Annotated in this window: 18 protein-coding genes; 2 read left to right on the top strand and 16 right to left on the bottom strand. The window is 44.6% G+C overall.

All coding sequences use genetic code 11. The features are described 5' to 3' along the window. Positions 1-8 precede the first annotated feature (8 nt). The 6 genes from V6984_RS17840 to V6984_RS17865 are packed head-to-tail and all read right to left on the bottom strand — an operon-like array spanning position 9 to position 4,570. Positions 9-872 (bottom strand): PTS system mannose/fructose/sorbose family transporter subunit IID, encoded by an 864-nt coding sequence (locus V6984_RS17840; protein ID WP_342756954.1) that lies wholly within the window; start codon positions 870-872, stop codon positions 9-11. Continuing rightward, positions 865-1,623: a PTS sugar transporter subunit IIC gene (locus V6984_RS17845; RefSeq protein ID WP_342756955.1), complete on the bottom strand. Its 759-nt coding sequence runs from the start codon at positions 1,621-1,623 to the stop codon at positions 865-867. Before V6984_RS17845 ends, V6984_RS17840 begins: the two co-directional genes overlap by 8 nt. 40 nt (positions 1,624-1,663) lie before the next feature. Further along, positions 1,664-2,146, bottom strand: a complete 483-nt coding sequence (locus V6984_RS17850) for a PTS sugar transporter subunit IIB (protein WP_342756956.1) — start codon at positions 2,144-2,146, stop codon at positions 1,664-1,666. Positions 2,147-2,169: 23 nt separating this feature from the next. Next, the gene (locus tag V6984_RS17855; RefSeq protein WP_342756957.1) at positions 2,170-2,577 is read right to left on the bottom strand and encodes a PTS sugar transporter subunit IIA; all 408 of its coding nucleotides are present in this window, start codon (positions 2,575-2,577) and stop codon (positions 2,170-2,172) included. Positions 2,578-2,600: 23 nt separating this feature from the next. Continuing rightward, on the bottom strand, positions 2,601-3,083 hold the full coding sequence (locus V6984_RS17860) for a PTS sugar transporter subunit IIA (protein WP_342756958.1): 483 nt from the start codon (positions 3,081-3,083) through the stop codon (positions 2,601-2,603). A gap of 8 nt (positions 3,084-3,091) precedes the next feature. After that, entirely contained in the window at positions 3,092-4,570 is a 1,479-nt protein-coding gene (locus V6984_RS17865; protein WP_342756959.1) for a BglG family transcription antiterminator, read from the bottom strand. A gap of 147 nt (positions 4,571-4,717) precedes the next feature. On the opposite strand from V6984_RS17865, the gene aroC reads away from it, so the two are divergent. Beyond that, positions 4,718-5,818 (top strand): chorismate synthase, encoded by a 1,101-nt coding sequence (gene aroC, locus V6984_RS17870; protein WP_342756960.1) that lies wholly within the window; start codon positions 4,718-4,720, stop codon positions 5,816-5,818. Positions 5,819-5,991: 173 nt separating this feature from the next. On the opposite strand, the gene xylB is transcribed toward aroC, so the two are convergent. From xylB to V6984_RS17915, 9 genes are all read right to left on the bottom strand, one after another. Continuing rightward, the gene (xylB, locus tag V6984_RS17875; protein ID WP_342756961.1) at positions 5,992-7,458 is read right to left on the bottom strand and encodes a xylulokinase; all 1,467 of its coding nucleotides are present in this window, start codon (positions 7,456-7,458) and stop codon (positions 5,992-5,994) included. A 97-nt stretch (positions 7,459-7,555) separates the two neighbouring features. Further along, a complete protein-coding gene (locus tag V6984_RS17880; protein WP_342756962.1) occupies positions 7,556-9,043 on the bottom strand; it encodes an L-fucose/L-arabinose isomerase family protein in 1,488 nt (495 codons plus the stop codon). 30 nt (positions 9,044-9,073) lie between these two features. Next, a complete protein-coding gene (locus V6984_RS17885) occupies positions 9,074-9,691 on the bottom strand; it encodes a DUF4867 family protein (RefSeq protein WP_342756963.1) in 618 nt (205 codons plus the stop codon). 90 nt (positions 9,692-9,781) lie between these two features. Next, complete coding sequence (locus V6984_RS17890; protein ID WP_342756964.1) at positions 9,782-10,633, bottom strand: AraC family transcriptional regulator; 852 nt, start codon at positions 10,631-10,633, stop codon at positions 9,782-9,784. 166 nt (positions 10,634-10,799) lie between these two features. Next, positions 10,800-12,230 carry an Asp-tRNA(Asn)/Glu-tRNA(Gln) amidotransferase subunit GatB gene (gene gatB / locus V6984_RS17895; RefSeq protein WP_342756965.1) on the bottom strand — a complete coding sequence of 477 codons (1,431 nt, stop codon included), beginning with the start codon at positions 12,228-12,230 and terminating at the stop codon, positions 10,800-10,802. Positions 12,231-12,248: 18 nt separating this feature from the next. Beyond that, positions 12,249-13,718, bottom strand: coding sequence for an Asp-tRNA(Asn)/Glu-tRNA(Gln) amidotransferase subunit GatA (gene gatA / locus V6984_RS17900; RefSeq protein WP_342756966.1), 1,470 nt, complete (start codon positions 13,716-13,718; stop codon positions 12,249-12,251). 11 nt (positions 13,719-13,729) lie between these two features. Then, positions 13,730-14,023 (bottom strand): Asp-tRNA(Asn)/Glu-tRNA(Gln) amidotransferase subunit GatC, encoded by a 294-nt coding sequence (gene gatC, locus V6984_RS17905; RefSeq protein WP_342756967.1) that lies wholly within the window; start codon positions 14,021-14,023, stop codon positions 13,730-13,732. Between the two features lie 295 nt (positions 14,024-14,318). Beyond that, positions 14,319-16,070, bottom strand: coding sequence for an aspartate--tRNA ligase (aspS, locus tag V6984_RS17910; RefSeq protein WP_342756968.1), 1,752 nt, complete (start codon positions 16,068-16,070; stop codon positions 14,319-14,321). 704 nt (positions 16,071-16,774) lie between these two features. Beyond that, positions 16,775-17,350, bottom strand: coding sequence for an N-acetyltransferase family protein (locus V6984_RS17915; protein ID WP_342756969.1), 576 nt, complete (start codon positions 17,348-17,350; stop codon positions 16,775-16,777). 312 nt (positions 17,351-17,662) lie between these two features. Here V6984_RS17915 and V6984_RS17920 point away from each other — a divergent pair, with 312 nt between their 5' ends. Then, complete coding sequence (locus V6984_RS17920) at positions 17,663-18,058, top strand: DUF5684 domain-containing protein (RefSeq protein ID WP_342756970.1); 396 nt, start codon at positions 17,663-17,665, stop codon at positions 18,056-18,058. Positions 18,059-18,161: 103 nt separating this feature from the next. Here the strand turns inward: V6984_RS17920 and V6984_RS17925 are convergent, their stop codons facing one another. Beyond that, entirely contained in the window at positions 18,162-18,755 is a 594-nt protein-coding gene (locus V6984_RS17925; protein WP_342756971.1) for a cyclase family protein, read from the bottom strand. Positions 18,756-18,766: the final 11 nt, after the last annotated feature.

Here is an 18,766-nt window from a genome sequence, read left to right on the forward strand (position 1 = left end):
CTTTTTGTTTAACCTAAAATTCCTGTTACGCCGCCAATCACACCGATGATAACGATAAGCAGCAATACTTTAACGGATGACCAGCCTTTTTTCAGCATTTTATAACTTCCCAGCGTCAGCAGAAGGGGAAGCAATTTCGGTATGATCGTATCGAACAGCTGCTCCTGCACACTGAATACACTATCTGCTGTCTGCTGGATCTGGATACCGCAGCTCATGGATACGTAGTTAGCTACAAGAGCTCCCAGCACCATACATCCCATGATATTTGCGCCTGCAATGATTTTATTGACAATACCGTTCTCAAGGATATTTAAAATAGCGCCGCTTCCCTTTTTATATCCGGTCATAAATAAGGTATAAGAAATACCGAACACAACCGCAATCATGACAAGTGAATATACGATAGGTGCCACAACGCTTCCTCCGCTTGCCATATCGATGGCAAATGCAAGGAGCAGGGGAACAATAACACCCTGAATAATACTGTCGCCGATACCCGAGAGAGGTCCCATAAGCCCTGTTTTAATGGAAGTGACCGCTTCGCCCTCGATTTCTCCTCCGGCAGCCTTTTGCTCCTCCATGGCTACCGTAAGTCCGGCAATCGCCGAACCAAGGCAGGGTTCACAGTTAAAGAAGCCTGTATGGCGCCTAAGCATTTCCCGCTGTTTTTCCATGTCGTCCTTGTATAATTTCTTTGCGATCGGAACCATCGCATGAAGGAAACCTGTTCCCATCATTCGCTCATAGTTGTAATTTGCCTGATTATTAAATAACCAGTTGATCCAGGAACGTTTCACTTCTTTATCCGATAATAAGATATAAGAACCTTCAGTTTCTTTTTTTATTTCTTTATGATTCATATTAGACATTTGCTTCTCCTCCTTTTGCATTTCTAAGCTGTGTATAAACAACCGCACTGCAAAGTGCCAGGAAACCGACAGCAATCATACTCAGTCCAAAATAAACCGCCAGTAAAAATCCCACGAAGAAAAATATTCTTGCTTCTCCTTTAAATATGTATAATAATGTCAGACCAATACCTAGCGCAGGCATCATACCTCCGATAATAATCAGTACTCCCAGTACTGTTCCGCCCAGCGCATTAATTGCTCCCTGAATATATCCGGCTCCAAAATATGCTGCCAGAAAACACGGGATAGCGGTCATAACAAACAGCATGGACTGTGGCAGCAGCACGCTGGCAATCCATATTTTTCCGGATTCTCCTTTTTCCACATACTTATCCGCCAAATGTGCGAAGAAAGAATCCAGTGTCAGTCTTCCAAACCAAAGCAATGTGCCGATCAAACCTATCGGAACTGCAATTGCCAAAGCCGCCTCTGTATCAAGTCCTCCCGTAATAGCGAGCGCCGCACCCAAAATACCTGCAAGACACATATCTCCGGGAAGGGCACCTCCTGCGGATATAAAACCGATATACATCAAGTTAATTGTTGCGCCTACAATAACTCCTGTTACAGGATCTCCCAGTACAAGTCCTGTCAAAAAGCCTCCGATGAGCGGTCTGTAAATGGTATAATAACCCACCGGTCCCGCCACTATAGAACTATTTCCCAAATAGTACAAAACTCCCAATAGCATTGCTTGAAATACACTCATATTCTACCTTCTCCTTTTCCCTTATCATGTTTGATAATAATCATTCTGATAATAGTTTACGTACATCCGTAGGGGTTTCCGTAGGAACCAACTGATAGAGGATTTCTGTTCCTGATTCTATGATCCTTTTCATAGATTCCGCTTCCTCACTGCTGGCGGAAACATTCCTGTTAAACTTTTTCCTTCCTTCTTTGGATCCCATTCCCCCCAAAATAATTTTAGGTAATGCTACACCTCCTTTTATTAAATTTTCCAGAATCTGCGGTATTTTCACAAGAATAATAACCTTTTCCCCGTTCGCCGCATCTTCCTTTAATACATCCGTTGCATCGAGCGTGCCCAGAACCTCCACTTTCACATCAGGAGGCGCCGCTGCTTTTAATATTTTCTGCATAAATAAATCTTTTGTCAGAGCATCATCCACTACAATAATCTTATTGCCGCCTGTCTGTTTGACCCAGGATGTCACAACCTGTCCATGAATGAGCCGGTCATCAATTCTGCAAAGTACAATATTTTTCATCTTAATAACCTATCCTTTCCACATTAATCCTCCATCATTTTGTTCACATCCACAATTGTATCTCTGCCAATGGACATTGCCATATCTTTCAATTCCTGCCCCTTTTGGAATTCTCTTGTTCCGAGAATTTCAAGGAAAATCGGAAGATTTACCCCTGCGATATGATAAAAATGATAATTTTGCATAAGCAGGGTTACTGCATTGAAAGGACTTCCCGATCTCATATCCGTCAAAATCAAAATTTCTTTATTTTGATCCTCCTCTCTGATTTCCTTGATTTTCTGCTCCACCTTTTCCCGCAGTTCTTCCACATTTTCTCCCAGGAAAAATCCAAAAGCATGCACATGCTCCTGCTCACCCATGATAAGTTCACTGCTTTCTACCAGCGACTTCGCATAACTGCCATGAGATACTACGATTACTTCAACCATCCCTTCTCCTTTCTGTATGTTTATTATTTATCATTATTTATGATTTCGATTATTTGCGATGCGTCCTGCACCTTCAGCAATCCTTCTGTCGCCTGACGGTCTGCCAGCTTCCGGCAAACAGCTTTTAAAGCTTCTATATATTTAATTTCCCCGGTCTTAGGCGGCCTCCCGGGAACTGCAAAAAGAACTATGAACCGCACCATTTTTGCTTCTTTTGGAATATTTTCCTGTTCCGATTCCCAGAATATATCTCTTTTGGTCCTTACGATAGAGACTGCTACCTTTTTCGCCTGCATGGATATTCCGTGAGGAATAGCTATTTTATTGCCGGCCCCGGTGAATCCCATTTTTTCCCGTTCCCATACATCGCGTAAAAATATATCAGCATTTTCAATCTTTCCGCTTCGAAAGAGCATTTGGGCCATTACCTTCAATGCCTGCTCTTTCGTGTCGGCATCTGAATTCAATTGTATATTTTCTTCCAGTAAAATTTCCCGTATATCCATGTGCCAACCTACTCCCCTTCATTTTGTTCCCTATTCATGAAACTGTTTCTGATCGCTTTGATATCCTGCTCAGACAACAATGAAGAAACTATGATATAAGGTACATCGTCCCTTTCAATCGGTACGGTCGCTATGATATAATCAATGCCTGTAATATCCATATCTTTCACTTTTCTGCCGGAAACAACATCCGCAATCTGAATAAAAGCAAACTCATTTTTTAACTTGGCTGCCAGCAGCTGCGATGTCCCGTATCCGCTGTGGCATACTACAAGCACCCTTTTTCTCATTGCCTTTTTTTCCAGCATAGTCTGATAGTAAATGGCTATATTGACCACTTCGTCGCTGCTGATTTCAGGCAATCCATATTCTTTTGCCAGCTCTTTCAGTACTTCTCCGCATTGTGCAACCATTTGCGGGTATTGCCTGCCTATTTCTTCCTTCAGCAGGTTCTGTATCTGGATGTTGTATTCCAATCGATTTAACATCGGTCTTATATGAAGGATCAGGCCTTGCATCATATCCGTATCCTGTTCAAAACGTATTCCAAATTTCTCCGACAGGCGTTTGGTCAATTTACTGGCAAATTCTGTACACTTATCGTCATTTCCCCGCTCCCTGCCTTCCTTTACCCCTCTTCCTTCGAAACCGGAAGAAATGAGATACTGGTAAATATAGTAGGTTTCTGCTTCCCCTATCTGAATGTTATAATGCTCATTGATTTTCCCTGCTATTTCTTTCGCCTTTCCATACTGTTCCAGTGTATGGACATGAATCATTCTGCTTTCTTCGTTATCATCGATATGAATATTCTCCCTGACCCTTTTAATACAGATCAAAATATGTGTCAGCAAATTTGCGTAATAGATATCACCGATATCCAGATTCTTTTTCCCGATATCGGAAAGGAGCTTCTCTATAAAATCAATGTCCTCCTTCCCAAATAATTCAAGCAGGCCATTTCTCGTATTTTCACGGATGGCAATGCCGGCAATCGCTTTCCTGATATCTGTTTCGCTCCCATTAATACAAGTACCCTCTTTTGTCTTCTTAAAAGTGAGATTGTATTTCTGAATCCATTCCCCTATATATTTCATGTCATTGACGATGCTGGTTTTTCCTACATAATACAAGTCCGAAAGCTTTTGTATGGAGGTCATCTCATTCGTTTTAAGAAGCATATCTTTTAAAATCAATTCTCTTCTTTCCGTAGACGATTCTTCTCCTGCCTTTGGTATCTTCAGGCTTATCTCATTCAATAACTTTTCGCTGTTTTCTTTTTTGGCACAAGTCAAAAGGCCTCTGCCCGGCCGCGCATCTATTTTTATTTCATACCTTTTCATATAATTTCTTATATTTTTTAAATCCGACTGCAATGTTTTAGTTGAAACATTCAATTTTTTGGCATAATATGAAATAGGCTGATATTCACTTTCTCCAAGAAGCAAGTAGATAAAATCCACTTCTCTTTTACTCAAATTATTCATTTATCTTAACCTCTTAGTTTAAATAGAGTTGTTTATTATTACTATATTGACATTATATCAACAAAAATATTAGGACAAAATACCAAACAACTTCCCTAAGGTTAGAGAAGTTTTAGTGTATAATATATAATACAAAGGAGATGTTTTATGTTTGGTTCATCATTCGGCAATATATTTAAAATAACCACCTGGGGAGAATCCCATGGCAAAGGTCTGGGCGTTATTGTTGACGGCTGCCCTGCCGGTCTTTCTCTTTCGGAGGAGGATATCCAGGTGTACCTTGACAGAAGAAAACCCGGACAATCCAGATACACTACAAAGCGGGGTGAATCCGATACCGTAGAAATTCTATCGGGGGTTTTTGACGGAAAGACTACAGGGACTTCCATTTCGCTCGTTGTCTATAACAAGGATCAGCATACTGCCGATTACAATGAGATTGCCGGGTACTATCGCCCGGGGCATGCGGATCTTAATTACGATACCAAATACGGCTTTCGGGACTACCGGGGCGGAGGCCGTTCCTCGGGACGCGAAACGGTCGGACGTGTGGCAGCCGGGGCCATTGCCTGTAAGATTTTAAAGCAGCTGGGCATTACCCTGTCCTCCTACACATTGTCTATCGGTCCCGTCTCCATTGACAAAACCAATTTTGATAAGGATGCCATCATGCGCAATCCTCTTTACATGCCGGATATGGCTGCCGCCGAAAAGGCTGCCAGGTATCTCGAGAAATGTATGGAGGAGAAGAATTCTTCCGGCGGTATTATTGAATGTGTTATTCACGGCATGCCTGCGGGCATAGGCGATCCGGTATTCGAAAAGCTGAACGCCAATCTGGGAAAAGCCATTCTTTCTATCGGTGCCGTAAAAGGCTTTGAAATCGGCGACGGCTTTTTAGTTTCCACCGCCACCGGCCTGTCAAATAATGACAGCTATCAGGCGGATGAACAAGGAAACATCAGTAAAATCACCAATCATGCCGGAGGCATCACGGGAGGAATGAGCGACGGCTGCGATATTATTTTCCGGGCAGCAGTAAAACCTACTCCCTCCATCGCCGCCACCCAACAGACCGTGAATAAAAGCAAAGAAAATATTTCCATAAACATAAAAGGGCGCCATGATCCTGTGATTGTTCCGAGAGCTGTGGTAGTGGTTGAATCCATGGCTGCACTGACCGTCACAGATATGCTCTTTTCCAGTATGACGTCGCGGATGGAAGACGTAATTCGCTTTTTTATGTAATAGGAAAATGCGCCTGTTACACAAAAGCCCTTCGGGCGAACAATGCGAAACTGTGCGTGCGGAACAAAAACTCCGGGGACTAGAAACGAAAATGTTCTAATCCCCGGAATATTATTTATTGAATATGAGAGCAATCCGCCAGACGCACTGCTCATTATTTTTACACTATACACTTATATCTGACGGAATAATTCTTTTACCGTCGGATATATTTTTGCAAATTTGCTGTATTTCTCCTCGTACTTCGCTGCGATCTCCGGTTCCGGCTCTATCGTATCCACGATCTTCACAAGCTTCGCTGCCGCTTCCTCGACTGTCGCGTATTCTCCGCAGCCTACCGCCGCCAGCATAGCTCCGCCGTATCCCGGTCCTTCCTCGCTTTCTATCCTGTCGATCTTTATATTCAATACGTTAGCGATAATCTTACGCCAAAGAGGGCTCTTAGCACCGCCCCCGCAGATTTTGGAGCGCTCGATATTGATTCCGAGAGAACGTGCCACCTCGAAAGAATCGCGAATAGCAAAAGCAACACCCTCAAGCACTGCCTGTGTCATATCCGCCCGGGTCGTGTCCATGGTAAGACCGATGAAAGTGCCTCGCGCATAAGGGTCGTTGAGCGGGGAACGCTCGCCCATTAAATACGGCAGGAAGTACACATTGTTCTCTCCCAGCTTCGTAATCGCCGACTGCTCCTTGGCATAATCGTGTTCGCCCACGATATCATCCATCCACCACTTGTTACAGGAAGCTGCGCTGAGCATACATCCCATCAGATGATAATAGCCGTCTGCATGAGCGAAGGCATGCAGCGCATTGTTCTTATCTACGCCGAACTGATTGCTGGAGATAAATATCGTACCTGACGTTCCGAGAGAAATGTTGCACATTCCGTCTCCTACCGTACCCGTACCTACCGCAGCAGCCGCATTGTCTCCGGCACCCGCTATGACCTTTACCGTCTCTGGAAGAGCCAGCTCCTTCGCCACATCAGCCTTTAATGTTCCTACTACATCCGCACTTTCATAAATACCCGCTAACTGCTCGCTCGTCACTCCGCAGATTCCCATCATTTCCTCAGACCAGCATTTATGTTCCACATCGAAGAGAAGCATGCCGGATGCATCGGATACGTCCGTACAGAATGTGCCGGAAAGCTTATATGCGATGTAGTCCTTCGGCAGCATAATTTTCTTTATCCTGGCAAAATTCTCCGGTTCGTTTTCCTTGACCCAGAGAACCTTCGGTGCCGTAAAGCCGGTAAACGCGATATTCGCCGTATACTTAGAAAGCTTATCCTTGCCGATTACCTGATTCAGATAATCCGTCTCCTTCGTCGTTCTTCCGTCATTCCAAAGAATCGCAGGGCGGATGACCTCATCCTTCTCGTCTAAAATAACGAGCCCGTGCATCTGTCCACCAAAGCTTATTCCCGCCACCTGCGACTTGTCGCAAGAGACGGTCAGCTCTTTCAATCCTTCCACAACCGCGATCCACCAATCCTCCGGATTCTGCTCAGACCAGCCGGGATGCGGGAAGAAAAGGGGGTATTCTTTGGATACGATATTTTCTATTTTTCCATCCGCTGCCATAAGCAGAAGCTTAACGGCGGAGGTTCCCAAATCTATCCCTATATAAAACATGTTTTTTATTTCCTCCTATACGATCTAAATACGATGCCAAAGCATCAATTATTGCTTGGAAAGCCCGATTTTAAGCTTCCCAAGCAATATTTAAATATTATGCAAAAGGATTCTCCGTAGGATATCTTACTCCCTTTGGCTGATTGTATCCGATTTCTTCTACCGGCACGCCGATATATTTGAAAACTTCATACAGTGACTTTCCGAAATGTCCGAATGCAACAGCGCCGTGATGAGGATAATTGCCCTCGATCAATACGTGGCGGTAGAAGCGTCCCATTTCAGGAATCGCAAAGATGCCGATGCCGCCGAAAGATTTTGTAGCTACCGGAAGCACTTCGCCCTGCGCAATATAAGCGCGCAGCTTGGAATCTGCCGTACTTTGCAGACGGTAGAAAGTGATCTCACCGGGTAAGATATCTCCCTCCAGGGTTCCCTGCGTTACTTCTTCGGGAAGGTTTCTGGCCATAATCATCTGATATTTCATAGCGCAGGAAGACAACTTCTTAGAGTTCGTGTTTCCGCAGTGGAAGCCCATGAACGTATCGTTATGTGTATAGGCGAATTTGCCCTTGATGCTTTCTTCGTACATATCCGCAGGCACGGTATTATTGATATCGAGAAGCGTAACTGTATCTTCGCTCACACATGTACCGATGAATTCGCTGAGTGCTCCGTAGATATCTACTTCGCAGGATACCGGAATACCCATTCCCGTCAAACGGCTGTTTACATAACAAGGGACAAATCCGAACTGGGTCTGAAATGCCGGCCAGCATTTTCCTGCAATAGCAACATATTTTCTATAGCCCTTGTGCTCCGCTACCCAATCGAGCAGAGTCAGCTCGTACTGAGCTAATTTAGGAAGAACCTCAGGCTTCTGGTTGCCTGCACCCAGTTCCGCCTCCATATCCTTAACTACATCGGGAATACGAGGGTCGTTGTCATGCTTATGGAAAGCTTCGAACAAGTCCAGCTCGGAGTTTTCTTCGATTTCTACGCCGAGATTATAAAGCTGCTTAATGGGCGCATTACATGCGAGGAAATTTAACGGTCTGGGGCCGAAGCTGATGATCTTAAGGTCGGACAAGCCGATGATGCCGCGTGCGATCGGAACGAATTCACGGATCATATCCGCACATCCCTGCGCCGTACCAACAGGATATTCAGGAATGTAAGCATTGATATTGCGAAGCTTCAAATTGTAGCTTGCATTCAGCATACCGCAGTAAGCGTCGCCTCTTCCGCCGATCAGATTATCTCCGCTTTCTTCCGCAGCCGCTACGAACATTGCCGGTCCGTCAAAATGCTTTGCAAGTAAGGTCTCGGAAATTTCCGGTCCGAAGTTGCCAAGATATACGACGAGAGCGTTACAGCCCGCTTTCTTAACATCTTCCAGCGCCTGTACCATATGGATCTCGCTTTCTACGATACAAATGGGACATTCATAAATATCATTCTTTCCATATTTGTCTTCATAAGCCTTAATGAGCGCTTTTCTTCTCTCCACAGAGAGGCTTTCCGGGAAGCAGTCGCGGCTTACCGCTACGATACCGATTTTCACTTTGGGTAAATTATCAAACATTATTCTTATCCTCCATTCTTTCTGCTGCTTTTACAGCGCAATATTTTCGCCCCTGATGCCGTTTACCGCTCCTTCGATAGCGGCGTCGGCATGAGCAATCAGCCATTTGTTCTTTGCCGTGAGCAATTTATCCTCCGGATATACACGGTCGGAAGCCTCCAATTCCGTATTGGTGCCCGCGGGCAGAATCACTACATTGCGGAAGGGCTTTCCGGAGGCGCTGCACGGTGCATAATGCAGCGTCGTCGCATACATTTCATATACCGTGCCTTCGGGAACGAAAAAGGCTTCCACTTTTGCGGAATCATAGGAAAAGTCTTCTTCTATATCCTGCTGTTTTCCAAGCAATAAAATAAGATCAGATGCCGCAACTCCGAATTCTGAATTGCGATGATACTCCATCGCGTTCAGCTTGTTGTTCGTGCCGTTGCAATATCCAAGCTGTATCTCCAGCCCTCCGAAGAGACTGTTCTTGATGTCGTCAGCTACAGGCAGTTTTTCAAGCTCCGCAATTGACGGATAATATACGACCGCATCTGCCGGCGCATCTGTCTCTTTCATGGCGCTTATCAGCTGTGCGACGTCAAATCCATCGAAAACCTGTCCGTAGGCTTTATATGCCTCATCCATAATCGATTGAATCTTCACCTTGTATCACTCCTCCTATTCTTCTATAAAGATGTTTATTATAGTTTTTATTATAGGACTTTTTTTTGCTCTTTTCTACCAATAACTTGTCTATTTCATAGCACTTTCTTGCCTTTTTCTCATTTCTCTTCTATATTTGTCCGGAGATATTCCAAAACGGGATGAAAAGGCCTTCGCAAAGCTTCTCGCATCGGGGAATCCGTTGTTCTCCGCTATCTTATTTACCGATTTGTCCGTATTCAAAAGCTCCTTAAAAGCATACTCCACCCGCACGTTTAAAACATAGGTCTTATAGTTCACATTCGCATATTTTTTAAAGATTCGGGACAGGTAGGTAGAGGAAAATCCGAAGATTTCCGCCACATGTTCGAGTGTTATATCTTCCCTGAAGTGATCCTGTATATAGGAAGTGATCTTGAACAGTTTTTCCATCTGTCTGCTCTGCTTCATCCTCTCCTTGTCCACATTTGTCTCCCGATAACGTGTCAGGAGGAAATGCATCATTTTATAGTAATCGCTCAGCACCTCCAGCTCATAGCCATACCTTTTTTCCGCATATGCCGTGTACATCCGGCGAATGAGCCTCACGAACTGCGCGTCCTCTTCCTTGTAGCCCTCAGAGGTATGACGGAAGAGAAGATATTCTTCTTCCTTATATTTGTGGAATTCCTCCGGAGGAATCTGCAATACAATCGTGAAATTCTCCTTCGATACGTCAATGGAGTGCACCTCGTTGGAATTGACGATAATAAATTTTCCTCTGGACAGCCCGTAATAAGAGGTATTGATATAAAAATCAATTTCTCCTTCGAAAACGAGGAATATCTCTATACTGTCGTGCCAGTGCTTCGTCACGCGGTAATTGCCGTTTCTTCCCTCAAATATGAACATTTTAAATGGGAGGTCATCGTTGGGTAATACGAGCTCACGCTTTAAGTCCATGCTTTCTCCTGCTCCTTTTTGATGTGGTAAATGGTAAATATATATACAATATTCTAGCATGTATATAAGGCACTATCAACACGATAGCTATAAGTTCTATGCCGTTATAATAAAAAAGCTGCCGATTAGTTTTTTAACCAATCGGCAGCTTTTTTATTATTTCGTCCTACAAAAGTTCTTTCAAAAGTTTATTCACCATACCCGGCTCCGCTTTGCCCTGCATCGCTTTCATCGTTTGTCCCACCAGGAATCCGATCGCCTTTTCTTTGCCGTTTCGATAATCCTCGACAGATTGAGGATTGGCGTCTATTACCTCTTCTATCGTCCTGCGCAGTGCGCCTTCGTCGTTTACCGTCTTCAAGCCCTTTTCTTCTATATATAACTGCGGGTCAATATCGGTATCGAACATTATCTCGAATACTTCCTTCGCTACGGAGCTGTTGATCACCTTTTCTTCCGTGAGCCCGATAAGCTTTGCCAGATTCTCCGGAGAAAAGCGGATGTCTTCCGGCTCCATGCCATTCTCCTTCAGCAAACGAAGGGTTTCTACCATAAGCCAGTTCGCCGCTTTTTTCGGCTGCCCGCAAAGAGCTGCAGTCCTCTCGAAAATATCCGCCATGTGTTTGGATCCGGTAATAATATCTATATCATAATCAGGAATATCGTACTCCTTTTTATAACGTGTTATCTTCTCCGCCCGCATTTCCGGTTGTGTTTCTTTAATCCGGGCTATCCATTCATCGCTGACCCTGATAGGGACAAGGTCAGGATCAGGAAAATACCGGTAATCCTGAGCGTCTTCCTTGCTTCTCATCGCATAGGATTCTCCCTTATTATCATCCCACCTTCTCGTCTCCTGAATCACTTCAGCTCCTGCCTCCAGAAGGTCTATCTGTCTTTCCCTTTCGCCCTCCACGGCACGTTTTATTGCACGGAAGGAATTCATGTTTTTCATTTCTGTTCTCGTTCCGAATTCTTTCGCACCAACTTCTCTAACGGACAGGTTCACGTCAGCCCTCATGGAACCCTCCTGAAGCTTGCAGTCGGAAACGCCAAGATACTGAAGCGTCAGGCGGAGTTTTTCCAGATAGGCTATTACCTCCTCTGCGCTTCGCATATCCGGTTCGGATACGATCTCTATAAGAGGAACACCGGAACGGTTATAGTCCACGAGGGAGCATTCCTCCCATTCATCGTGAATCAGCTTACCCGCATCTTCCTCCATATGGATTTCATGGATTCCTACCGTTTTACTTCCGCCTTCTGTTTCGATTTCCACCTTGCCGTTTCTGCAAATAGGAAGATAGAGCTGGGATATTTGATAATTCTGTGGATTGTCGGGATAAAAATAATTCTTTCTGTCAAATTTACAATGTTGTGTAATCGTGCATTCGGTAGCCAGCCCTACCGCTATGGCATATTCTAATACCTGCTTGTTCAGCACCGGAAGAGATCCCGGCATACCGGTGCAGACCGGACAGGTATGTGTATTCGGCGCGCCGCCGAAGGCGGTGGAGCAGCCGCAGAAAATCTTTGTTTTGGTAGAAAGCTCAACGTGAACCTCCAGACCAATGACCGTTTCATATTGCTTAGCCATATCCTAGACCACCTTTCCTTATTTTTCTACGTTTTTTATAGTGGGAGCGCCAAAGACACCTCTGGCCTTTTCATAGGTGTAAGCCGCCTGAATGATTTTCTTCTCCTGAAAGCAATCTCCGATAAGCTGCAGCCCTATCGGAAGCCCTCTTGAATCCATCCCGCAGGGAACGCTGATGGCAGGAAGTCCTGCAAGGTTTACCGAAATCGTATAAATATCTCCCAGATACATCTTGATAGGATCTGCCAGGCTCTCTCCCAGCCGTGGAGCCGTGGTGGGTGCAACAGGACCGAGAATCAGATCATATTTGGAAAAGGCTTCGTCAAAAGCCTTTTTAATAAGAGCCTTCACCTTCAACGCTTTCAGATAATACGCATCATAATAGCCGGAGCTCAGTACGAAGGAGCCTAACATAATCCTCCGCTTCACCTCTGCCCCAAAGCCCTCGGAGCGGGATTTCTTATACATGCTGTGCAGCCCTTCGTATTCCTGAGCCCGGTGTCCGTATTTGATGCCGTCAAAGCGCTCCAGGTTAGAACTGGCTTCCGCCGCAGCAATGGTATAATAGGCGGGAATAGCATATTCTGCCAGACTCAAATCGAATTCTTCTACTACAGCACCTTTCTCTCTCAGTAACTGCGCCGCTTTTAAAACAGCTTCCTTCACTTCGCTATCCAGTCCTTCTCCGAAATAATCCTTGGGCACACCGATTCTCATGCCTTTCACATCTTCTATCAGGGCACTGGTGAAATCGGCCTCCCTGGATACAGAAGTCGAATCCTTCTCATCATGGGAAGCGATTGCCTCGAGAATTGCCGCACAATCCGCTACGTCCTTGCTGATAGGCCCGATTTGATCCAAAGAAGAGCCATAAGCGATCAGGCCATAACGGGATACGGTTCCATAGGTGGGCTTCATTCCCACCACGCCGCAGTAGGACGAGGGCTGACGAATGGAGCCACCGGTATCCGAGCCTAATGCAAAAAAGCATTCCTGTGCCGCCACCGCAGCGGCTGAGCCCCCGGAGGAACCTCCGGGCACCCTGCTTTCATCCCAAGGATTCTTCGTCTCCCCATAAGCGGAGGTCTCTGTGGTAGAACCCATGGCGAATTCATCCATATTTGTCTTGCCTATCATAAGTGCACCGGCCTTTTCCAGGTTTAAAACCGCCTCCGAGGAAAAAACAGGAACAAAATTACCAAGAATCTTCGATGCGCAGGTAGTTAAGATTCCCTCCGTGCACATATTGTCTTTAATTGCCATCGGTACTCCCGCCAGCGGTCCGGTCAGTTCTCCGTTTTCAATCCTTCTTTGAATATCCCCGGCTTTTTTCAATGCTCCTTCTCTGTCCACCGTAATGTAGCAGTTATATCGCCCTTCGCGGCTTTCGATACTGTCTATCACCGCAGCTGCCGCCTCCATTACCGTCACTTCTTTTTTCTTTATCGCAGCTGACAGCTCCACGGCTGTCCATTGTAAAATATCCATATCAGCGCCTCCTAATCGAATGTCGGGGGAACCATAAACATGCCATCCTTTTCCCCCGGTGCGTTTTTCAGGATTTCCTCCCTCATATCACCGTTCGTCACTACATCTTCTCTAAAAACATTCTGAACGGAAAAGACATGAGACATCGGCTCCACTCCGGAAGTGTCCAGTTCGCTAAGCTTATCGATATAATCGAGCATTCTGCCCATATCCCTTTTGGCCTGCTCCTTCTCCTCTTCGGAAAGCTCAAGCTTGGCGAGAATGCCTACATATTCAATTGTTTCATCATTTATTATATTTGTCATTTTGAACTTGCTCCTTTCAAATCCCAGTACATTTAGGTAATTGCGAAACTCGTTACTTTCATTAATTTCATGTACAGTTTCACGGCCTTCCAAGGACTTTCCTCAGTGCATTAGGTTTCAGTTTTTTTAGCGAAGGATTTGCATTTTCTTAAAGAAACCAATGATACTTAGGGAAACGTCGTAAGCGTAGGAGAAAAAACAAATCCACCGTGGAAAGTTACCAGTAAACTCCAAAGGGCACATCAAATTTTACAACCTGACAGTTTCTCAAACGCCCGCCTAAACCACTTCACATTTAGTCTCTGACTTTAATATGCACTTCCCGAAGCTGCTTTTCCGTCACATCATTAGGTGCACCGCACATTAAATCCTGCGCAGAGCCGCTCATAGGGAAAGCAATCACCTCTCTGATATTCTCCTCGCCTCGAAGCAGCATAAGCATGCGGTCGATCCCCGGCGCCATTCCTGCGTGGGGAGGCGCACCGAACTGAAATGCCTGGTAGAGCGCTCCAAATTTATTTTTCAAGGTTTCTTCATCATATCCTGCAATTTCGAAAGCTTTTACCATTATCTGCATATCGTGATTTCTCACCGCTCCCGAGGATAGTTCGATGCCATTACATACGATATCATATTGATATGCCAATATATCCAGAGGATTCTCCTCCTCAAGCGCCTTCAACCCGCCCTGCGGCATGGAGAAGGGATTGTGTGTAAATCCAATCCGTTTCGTCTCAGGATCCCGCTCAAACATCGGAAAATCATTCACATAGCAGAAGCGATACGCATCCTTTTCGTACAAATCGAGTTTAATGCCCAGTTCATTTCTAATTTGTCCGGCATAATAATTAGCTCTCTCCTCTTTGTCTGCTATGAAAAAAATAGTATCTCCCACGGCTAGACCGGCTTTTTCCAGCAGTTCCATCTTCTTATCTTCCGGAATGAATTTGTCGATAGGCCCCTTATAGGTCAGGCCTTCCTCCACCTCCAGATATCCGAGGCCACCCATACCGAGAGACACTGCGAAACTAAGCAGCTTTTCGTGGAAGCCCTTAGTCATCTCTCCGTGTACCTTAATGGCCCGCACTGTTTTTCCAATAAATGGCTTAAAGGTGCATTCCTGGAAGAACTCTGTCATATCCATGATTCTGAGTGGATTGCGCAAATCCGGTTTATCCGTACCAAACTCAAGCATCGCCTGCTTATAGCTGATAATGGGATAAGGAGCCTTTGTTACCTCAAAACCTTCCGGAGCAAATTTTTCAAAAGCAGCGCTCAGAATTTCTTCTCCTACACGAAAAACATCTTCTTGTTCGGCGAAGCTCATTTCAAAATCCAACTGATAAAATTCGCCGGGCGAGCGGTCTGCTCTGGCATCCTCATCGCGGAAGCAGGGCGCTATCTGAAAATATTTATCGAATCCCGACACCATCAAAAGCTGCTTATACTGCTGAGGAGCCTGAGGAAGCGCATAAAACTTTCCTTTATATTTTCTGGAGGGAACGATATAGTCCCTTGCTCCTTCCGGCGAGGAAGCGCATAAAATCGGAGTCTGTATCTCCAGAAATCCCATTTCCGTCATTTTCTCCCGCAGAAAGGAGATGACCTGGGATCGGAAAATAATGTTCTCTTTTACCTTGGCGTTTCTAAGATCTAAATAACGATACTTCAGCCGGACATCTTCTCTTGTTTCCCTGGAAGTCATTATTTCAAAAGGAAGCTGTTTGTATACCTTGCCCAGAATGACAATGGACCTAGCTTCCAGCTCTATGGTTCCGGTAGGTAGCTTGGGATTGTATGTTTCTTCATCTCTTTTTTCTATGAGACCCTCCACCGATATGGAAGCTTCCTTTGTAATCTCTTTCATAAGCTCAGGAGTCCGGATTACTACTTGTAATACTCCATACATATCCCTCAAATCGACAAAGGATACTCCTCCGTGATCCCGAATATTTTCTACCCATCCCGCCGCTTTTACTGTTTTTCCGATGTAGGATTCGTCGATTTCTTTTACTGTGATGTCTCTGTAAATGTTTTTAGTCATCATAATACTCTCCATGCCTTTCTCAAAGCCTGCAAACTTTGGGCCGCAGGCACAAATTTGCGTGTGAAAAATCCATTTTTCACACTACTCTCTCCTTATGAGTGTTCTTTGCTCATTTTTCTTTTTTGACGTTCCGGGACTTCTTTGCTTATTTGTGGATTGACCAATTTCTTTGGCTGAGTCATAAGCCAATCTCTTTGGCTGAGTCATAAGCCAATCTCTTTGGCTGAGTCATAAGCAGACTTTAAATTTCTCGGCAGAGAAATTTAAAGTTCGCGTTGCTAGTAAGATTGCCGGAGAACCGCTGAGCTGCAAGCAGTTCAGCGGTTCTCCGGCAACCTTACTCTGCTTATGCGCGCAAAGAAGTCCCGGAACACAGTTTCCTGCATTCCGGGACGGATAATTAAAATTATAATAATCCGCGGTACCACCCGCATTGACAAGCCGACATCTCTATCAAGATGTGTGAACCGCCTTGCCCACTCTTACACTTAACGCGTGTTAACGTATCTCCCTAGTGCCTTCATCAGCAGTTCGGAAAATCTGCTCCAGAGTGTTCCCTTTGTTACTTCCCACAAACAGCGCTCTCAGTCGGTGACGCCGTATTCCTGTCGCTTTTCATAACAAGAGTCTCTTTCAACGCATTTCAATAAATTTTTTAATAGCCACATACTATCATAACTTTTGTTCAATTGCAATACCTTTTATCAAATTTTTGTATTATTGTATAACAGTTCAACATTCGATGCCGTTAAAACAGTCTGAGGCTTCTCAGGATGCGGGCCCAACATCTTTTCCATCCAGATCATGTCGTACCACTTGCCCAGTTTATAACCGCACTTCGTAAAATGAGCCACTGTTTTATATCCGCATTTCTCGTGAAAAGCAATGCTCTCAGGATTGGGATAAGCGATGCATGCATTGACATTTATGATGTGCTGAGCCGCAAGAATCTCCTCCAGCACCGCATACAGCTTCTTACCAATGCCTTTCCCATGTGTTCCTTCTTTTACATAAATGGAAGTCTCCACTGCCCAGTCGTAAGCAGAACGCCCTTTAAATGCGGACGCATAAGCATATCCCATGATTTCCTCTCCCTGCTGCAGCAAAAGATAAGGATATTTTTCCATAGTATGAGCCATCCTATTCCTGAATTCTTCCACAGTCGGCACTTCGTATTCGAATGTTATCGCTGTATTGTCCACATAAGGCGCATATATGTCCAGCAACCGTGCTGCGTCTTCCGGCTTCGCCGCCCTAATCATCATATTTTCATTCATCATCGGCACTCCTGTCTTAGCTTAGGTTTTTATAATCCTGTTTTATGTTTATACAATGATGTCGGGGTCAAAAGGTATTTTAGCCCCGACATCATTATAATCCTTTCGACAAATTTATCAAATATTTTTTTATATAGCATCGTTTATCACATTATTCATAATAATTCAATTGATAAAATATATCAAAAAATATTTTTTTGCACTGAATACAGAGTTTATTATAACTATTTTTTCAACTTTACCATAAATTGGATTGACTTTATAGCGTTGTTCAATTAATATAATAAGGAATACTTATGAGAGGGAGATATAAAAATGAATAATGAATTGTATTATGATCAGGCATCCTACGCAGCAGCCATGGCTTTTATTTCAGCGTACCTTGTAGTTATCTTGGTAATCGCGGTTATAACACTGGTAGGAATGTGGAAAATGTTTGCAAAAGCAGGTAAGCCGGGTTGGGCTGCAATCGTTCCAATTTACAATATTTACTGCTTATTCGACATTTCTTTCGGCAACGGCTGGTTGTTCTTACTTATGCTTATTCCGATTGTTAACATCGTAGTAGGTATCATGATGTATTTCAAGCTGGCAAAAGCCTTTGGGCAGGGTGTTGCCTTCGGCTTCGGCTTATTGTTCTTAAACACCATTTTTGTATTGATTCTTGGCTTCGGCAAGGCTCAATATGTGGGACCGAATAATAATAACTAGTTGAATGTGAACAACGGGCAGCATACTTCGCGAATTGTTCGTTGTTCAGAAAAGCAGTACATAATCGGTTATTCACCGATGAATGTACTGCTTTTTTATTGTTCTATTCACTCTTAATAAGTATCGCACGGCAGGGGGCTCCATCTGCACCGCCCAGATTAATTGGGGCCGCGCTCAACAAATAATTGCCCTCAGGCACATCCTTTAACACTAAACCTTCCAGCAGAACCACTTCTTTTTTTAACAGCTCATAATGCACTTTGGCAGGTCCATCTTCAGGGCCCACAGTCTGGGATTCCACTCCTACGAGAAGGATTCCCTGACGGTTCATTTCCTCCGCCGTTTCCAAGGTTACAGTCGCTTTCCCCTTTATGAGCAGGCGCTTGTGGCTTTTAGCGCCTTCCATTACCTCGCGTATCTGTCCGGCAGTTATATCCCCTTCCATAGCGGTCACTGTGGCCTCTCCTACGCAGCGGCTTAAGTCCAGTTCATCCACTCTCTTACCGTCATCATAAAAATGATACGGTGCATCCAAATGAGTACCGTTATGCGCGCACATGGAAAACTCGGTCAAATTGCAGATGTCGCCGTTCTTAATCTGTAAACGCCTCTCATAGGAGGGTACGGGATCTCCCGGAAACACATGGCTTGTGAACAGTTCCTGAGAAATATCATAAATCTTCATAACTATATCCATGCCCTTTCCAA

It is taken from the genome of Kineothrix sp. IPX-CK, from assembly GCF_039134705.1.
GTDB classification, from domain to species: domain Bacteria; phylum Bacillota; class Clostridia; order Lachnospirales; family Lachnospiraceae; genus Kineothrix; species Kineothrix sedimenti.

Coding starts and splice junctions, on each gene's coding strand:
- gatB (WP_342756965.1), bottom strand. CDS start 12,230: ATGGCTAAGCAATATGAAACGGTCATTGGTCTGGAGGTTCACGTTGAG.
- V6984_RS17890 (WP_342756964.1), bottom strand. CDS start 10,633: ATGGACTTAAAGCGTGAGCTCGTATTACCCAACGATGACCTCCCATTT.
- gatC (WP_342756967.1), bottom strand. CDS start 14,023: ATGACAAATATAATAAATGATGAAACAATTGAATATGTAGGCATTCTC.
- aroC (WP_342756960.1), top strand. CDS start 4,718: ATGTTTGGTTCATCATTCGGCAATATATTTAAAATAACCACCTGGGGA.
- V6984_RS17920 (WP_342756970.1), top strand. CDS start 17,663: ATGAATAATGAATTGTATTATGATCAGGCATCCTACGCAGCAGCCATG.
- V6984_RS17860 (WP_342756958.1), bottom strand. CDS start 3,083: ATGGATATACGGGAAATTTTACTGGAAGAAAATATACAATTGAATTCA.
- xylB (WP_342756961.1), bottom strand. CDS start 7,458: ATGTTTTATATAGGGATAGATTTGGGAACCTCCGCCGTTAAGCTTCTG.
- aspS (WP_342756968.1), bottom strand. CDS start 16,070: ATGATGACTAAAAACATTTACAGAGACATCACAGTAAAAGAAATCGAC.
- V6984_RS17850 (WP_342756956.1), bottom strand. CDS start 2,146: ATGAAAAATATTGTACTTTGCAGAATTGATGACCGGCTCATTCATGGA.
- gatA (WP_342756966.1), bottom strand. CDS start 13,718: ATGGATATTTTACAATGGACAGCCGTGGAGCTGTCAGCTGCGATAAAG.
- V6984_RS17845 (WP_342756955.1), bottom strand. CDS start 1,623: ATGAGTGTATTTCAAGCAATGCTATTGGGAGTTTTGTACTATTTGGGA.
- V6984_RS17840 (WP_342756954.1), bottom strand. CDS start 872: ATGTCTAATATGAATCATAAAGAAATAAAAAAAGAAACTGAAGGTTCT.
- V6984_RS17880 (WP_342756962.1), bottom strand. CDS start 9,043: ATGTTTGATAATTTACCCAAAGTGAAAATCGGTATCGTAGCGGTAAGC.
- V6984_RS17925 (WP_342756971.1), bottom strand. CDS start 18,755: ATGGATATAGTTATGAAGATTTATGATATTTCTCAGGAACTGTTCACA.
- V6984_RS17855 (WP_342756957.1), bottom strand. CDS start 2,577: ATGGTTGAAGTAATCGTAGTATCTCATGGCAGTTATGCGAAGTCGCTG.
- V6984_RS17865 (WP_342756959.1), bottom strand. CDS start 4,570: ATGAATAATTTGAGTAAAAGAGAAGTGGATTTTATCTACTTGCTTCTT.
- V6984_RS17915 (WP_342756969.1), bottom strand. CDS start 17,350: ATGATGAATGAAAATATGATGATTAGGGCGGCGAAGCCGGAAGACGCA.